Below are 5,231 nucleotides of genomic sequence, written 5' to 3' on the forward strand. Positions count from 1 at the left end.
ACAAAAAACGTCGATCACAAAAGAATTTAAGGCTTTCTTTACCCTTGTGACAGTACGGATAGTTTTTGCTATTTTAAAAAATGGGGAAAGTCTTTATAAAAATGATATTGAATTATTTAAAAAGATTTTTAAAAATATAAAAGCAGATGGTGTCATTTTAACAGAACCTAATTTTAATGATCCGAGAGTAAAATTTCTAAAAAATACTAATACCCCTTTTGTTTTTAATGGTAATCCGATGATTAATGAAGATATTTACTGGATTGATACTGATAATCGACTGGCAGCTTATCAGGCTGTGGAATATTTGATTAAAAAGGGGCACAGGAAAATAGCTACAATAACAGGATCTTTAGAATTGGTTGCAGGGAAATATAGACTTATGGGATACCTAGATGCTTTAAATGATTATGATCTTGAAGTTGAAGATCAATTAATTATTAATTCTGATTTTACAGAAGAAGGAGCTTATTTTTCGGCCAGAGAATTAATAAAAATTAAAGATGAAGTTTCGGCTGTCTTTGTTGCCAATGATTTAATGGCCCTTGGAGTTATTAAGGCTTTAAAGGAAGCTGAAATATCTATTCCCGAAGAAATTGCTGTTATTGGTTATGATGGCATAAAATTGGGAGAGTTTATTGAACCTGCACTAACAACAATAAAAAATCCCAGTATTGAAAAAGGAAAAAAAGCAATGGAATTATTAATTAGTCAGATAAATAAAACAGATTTGAATTCACGGCATATATTATTACCGGCTGATTTAATTATTAGAGAATCGGCTTAATAAATTGAAATTAACTCTAAAAAAATATATAATCAACCTGAGGTCAACTATTTATATTTTTAAGGAAAGAAGGTAATTTTAAAAAAGATGAAAGTATATGCTCTTGTTGGACCCAGTGGAACAGGTAAAAGTCATCGTGCAGTTTTGCTGGCAAATCAGTATCAGATTCCTTTGATTGTTGATGATGGGCTTTTAATATATGCTGGTAAAATTATGGCGGGGAGTTCTGCGAAAAGGGAAGAAAGTAAAATGGGGGCCATCAGACGGGCTCTATTTTTTGATGAGAAACAGACAAAAGACGTTAAAGAATGTTTAAAAAAACTTAATGAAAATAAAATATTAATTTTGGGCACCTCAATTGGAATGGTTGAGAGAATTGAAGAGAGACTGGAACTGGGCGGAATTGATCAATACATAGATATCAAAGAGATTTCTTCAGCTGAAGAAATAGAAACAGCTCTTTCAGTGCGAAATAATGAAGGGAAACATGTAATACCAGTCCCCACTATTGAGGTTGAAAAAGATTTTTCTGGTTATTTACTTCATTCTTTAGAACTTTTTTTTAAAAAAGATAATCAGACTGTCAGACACGAAAAAAGTATTGTAAGACCAAAGTTTAGTTTTTATGGGAATTTAAGTATAAGCAACCGAGTTCTGGTTGATTTGATTGAATATTGGATTAAAAAATATCAAGAAATAACGGATTTCAAAAAAATTAAAGTTGAAGAAACAAATAACCAATTATTTATTAATTTATCTCTGGAAATTAATTATGGGCTAAAAATTAAAAAATTTGCCCTTAAATTTAAATCTGCTTTAAAAGAACATCTAGAAAATAATACAGGTATTAATGTTCGGGAAATTAATATTGACATATATTCTCTCAAAGTTAGGGAATAAAATAATTTAAGAATAATATAATAGGAGGGGACATAATTGAGAACATATCATGCCAGAAAGATGGATAAAGAAGCAATTTATCCATCTCAGGACTGGAAGATTACCGAGGAAGAATTTTTAACAGAACATAATCATCATAATGAAGCAATTTTTACTCTGGGTAATGGTTATATGGGATTGCGTGGAACTATTGAAGAAGATTATCCAGGTAGTGAAGATACTACAACTCCCGGTTTTTATATTAATGGAGTTTATGCCTCAGAAGAGATAATTTATGGTGAGGAAGCTCCAAATTTACCTAAAAAAGGACAGACAATGGTAAATTTAGCCGACTGGAGTGAAATGAATTTATACATTAATGAAGAAAAATTGAATCTTTTAAAAGGTCAAATTTTAGATTATAAGCGCGAGCTTGACTTAAAGCAGGGAGTTTTGAGGCGGAAAGTGCTCTGGGAAGATCGTCAGGGAAGAAAAATAGAAATCAAAATTACTCGTTTAATTTCTTTAAGTAGAGAGCATATTGGTGCAATAAGATATCAGTTCAAAGCAGTTAATTTTTCCGGTAAGATTAGTGTTAACTCTGCTATTAATGGTGATGTCAGTAATCACCATCATTTGCGAGATAAAAAGGCTCTAGAAGTTATGGAAACTGAGGTTGATACTAATACCGGTTATCTTTTACACAGGGTTAAAAGTACAGATTTTAAGGTTGCCTATGTTGCTGAACATTTACTTGATGATTTTTCTAAAGAGAATTCTGAAGTAAAAAAACGTTCTTCGGACAATCGAGTTGACTGGATATTTGATATTAGTGCAGTTGAGGGAGAAGAATACACAATTGATAAAATTGTTGGTGTAAATCACAGTCAGGAAGAAGGAGAGAATCCGCTTAGTAATGCCAGAGCTTCGGCTGCCAGAGCTTCTATTACAGGATTTGAAAATCTGGTTGAAGAACAGGCAGAATTTATGTCAGGATACTGGCAGGATGTAGATGTGAAAATTGATGGAGATGATTCACTCCAGCAGGCATTTAGATTTAATGCTTTTCATATTTTGCAGGCAGCCGGAAAAGATGGTCAGACCAGTGTAGCAGCTAAAGGAATTAGTGGAGAATATTATGAAGGCCATTATTTCTGGGATACAGAAAGTTATATACTTCCTTTTTATGCTTTTCAGCGTCCGGAAGTAGCTAGAAATTTACTTCTGTTTAGATATAATACTCTCGAGAAGGCGAGAAAAAACGCCAGGAGAATGAAACTTAAAGGGGCATTATTTCCCTGGAGAACAATAAATGGAGAAGAGGCTTCCGGTTTTTTTATGGGCTCAACAGTTCAATATCATATTAATGCGGATATTGCCTATGCAGTTAACCTTTATTATCAGGTAAGTAGAGATCGGGAATTTATCGAAAATTATGGACTGGAAATTTTAATTGAAACAGCACGCATGTGGCTCAGTCTGGGTAGTTATATTCCAATGAAAGACAATAAATTCTGTTTTAATGTAGTCTGTGGACCTGATGAATACAAGCCAGGGGTAAATAATAATGCCTACACTAATTATATGGCTAAATTCAATCTGGATACAGCTGTTAAAATGATAGAAATAATTAAAAATAAATCTCCAGAAAAATATAACCGACTTGCAGAAAGAATTGAGTTAACGGAAAAAGAAATTGAGAATATGAAAGAGATAAAAGAAGATATTTATCTTCCTTATAATGAAAAATTAGAGATAACTCCACAGGATGACTCATTTCTTTATAAAAATCCAATTGAGGTTGATAATATTCCTGAGTCTGAATTGCCTCTTGTTAAAAACTGGCATCCACTTATTATTTGGCGTTATCAGGTTATCAAACAGGCAGATGTAACACTTTTAATGCTGCAGTTAGGAAATAAGTTTAGTAAAGAATTAAAAATTAGAAACTATGATTATTATGAACCTAAAACAACTCATGATTCTTCTCTTTCACCTGCAATTTATAGTATACTTGCTTCGGAGATTGGTTATAAAAATCAGGCCTATAATTATTTCATGCAAACTGCAAGACTCGACCTGGATGATTATAATGAAAATGCTTATCAGGGAGTTCATACAGCATGTATGGGAGGGACCTGGCTTGCTCTGGTGCAGGGCTTTGGTGGTATGAGAATGTTTAATGGAAAATTATATTTTCATCCTCATTTACCGGATAACTGGGATAAATACCAGTTCAGACTCAGGTTTAAGGGCAGTCAGATCGAAGTAACTGTTAAAGAAAACCAGGTTAAATATTTGCTGATTTCAGGAGACAAGGTGGAATTTAAACATTATGACCAGATTATTGTTTTGGAAGAGAGCAATTTAAGTCAGGAAGTAGAAATTTAAAAAATGGGTGTGATAAAATGGATTTTAAAAAAAAGATATATATACTGCTTACAGTAGGAATTTTCTTTTTATCACTCTCTGGAATACTTATTAAACTTGTGTCAGCACCACCATTGATAACTGCCTTTTATAGAATGTTGTTTACTGTTCTGCTTTTAACTCCATATTTCTTTATTAAACATAAAAGCAAGGCACGTTACTTTCTGGATTACCGACCTCTACTGGTCGGTTTTCTCTTAGCGGTTCATTTTATCCTCTGGATCAGTTCTATTCAATATACTGATATTTCAAATTCAGTTATTTTTGTAGCACTGCAGCCGCTGTTCACAATAATTTTAGAGTATTTTTTTGCCAGAGAAGACTTAAAAGAAGGAGCAGTTATTGGCATTATTATGGCAGTTATTGGTAGCACAGTAATTAGTGTTGGGGATTTATATCAGCTGGGCGATAAACTTTTTGGTAATTTTTTAGCTCTTTCGGCGGCATTATTTGCTTCTTCCTATCTTTTTATAGGTAGAGGAGTGCGAAAAAAATTGGATTATTTTCCTTACCTCTATATTCTCTATACATATGCGGCTCTTTTTTTAGGAATTGGTGTTTATTTATTCAAGATTCCCTTTACCGGTCATGGTTTAAATAATTATCTGCTTTTTTTAGCTCTGGCCATTGGCCCAACACTGATTGGACATTCAATTCTTAATTTTGCAGTTCGCTATCTGTCTACTTCCATTGTTTCTTTATCTATACTGGGAGAGCCAATAATCACCACGTTTTTGGCCTGGTTATTATTAGATGAGGCTGTTAGATTGACCACTTTAATTGGAGGAGCATTTATTCTGGGTGGAATATATTTAGCTTCGGTTTATAATAACCATCAAAAACGAAGGCAGAGCGAGGTAAAGCAAGCTCAGAGTTAATTTATGCTTTAAATTAACTTTATTTAGTTCTTATTAAATTATTATATGTAAATCTTAAATTATTTATTTGTCTGACTGGACATTTATTAACTTAACATATAAAATAATAATTGAGAAAACTTTATTTAATTCTGGGAGGGATAAATCTTGTTAAAAGAAGTAGCGAACACAGTTAGAGGATTATCTGCAGACATTGTAGAAAAGGCAAATTCCGGACATCCAGGAATGCCAATTGGCTGTGCTGATATTGGTGCTCT

The 5,231-nt window shown here is 32.9% G+C and carries 5 protein-coding genes; all 5 read left to right on the top strand.

Features of this window, described 5'->3' with window-relative positions; genetic code table 11:
- Positions 1-787, top strand: a 787-nt coding sequence (locus DFR80_RS14890) for a LacI family DNA-binding transcriptional regulator (RefSeq protein WP_147270204.1), incomplete at its 5' end; no start/stop codon positions are given.
- Positions 788-874: 87 nt separating this feature from the next.
- Positions 875-1,687 carry an Asp23/Gls24 family envelope stress response protein gene (locus DFR80_RS14895; protein WP_076545313.1) on the top strand — a complete coding sequence of 271 codons (813 nt, stop codon included), beginning with the start codon at positions 875-877 and terminating at the stop codon, positions 1,685-1,687.
- 36 nt (positions 1,688-1,723) lie between these two features.
- On the top strand, positions 1,724-4,057 hold the full coding sequence (locus DFR80_RS14900) for a glycoside hydrolase family 65 protein (protein ID WP_114490464.1): 2,334 nt from the start codon (positions 1,724-1,726) through the stop codon (positions 4,055-4,057).
- 17 nt (positions 4,058-4,074) lie between these two features.
- Positions 4,075-4,974: a DMT family transporter gene (locus DFR80_RS14905; RefSeq protein ID WP_076545312.1), complete on the top strand. Its 900-nt coding sequence runs from the start codon at positions 4,075-4,077 to the stop codon at positions 4,972-4,974.
- Between the two features lie 147 nt (positions 4,975-5,121).
- Positions 5,122-5,231, top strand: a 110-nt coding sequence (locus DFR80_RS14910; protein ID WP_143414029.1) for a hypothetical protein, incomplete at its 3' end; no start/stop codon positions are given.

It is taken from the genome of Halanaerobium sp. ST460_2HS_T2, from assembly GCF_003337665.1.
Taxonomy (GTDB): domain Bacteria; phylum Bacillota; class Halanaerobiia; order Halanaerobiales; family Halanaerobiaceae; genus Halanaerobium; species Halanaerobium kushneri.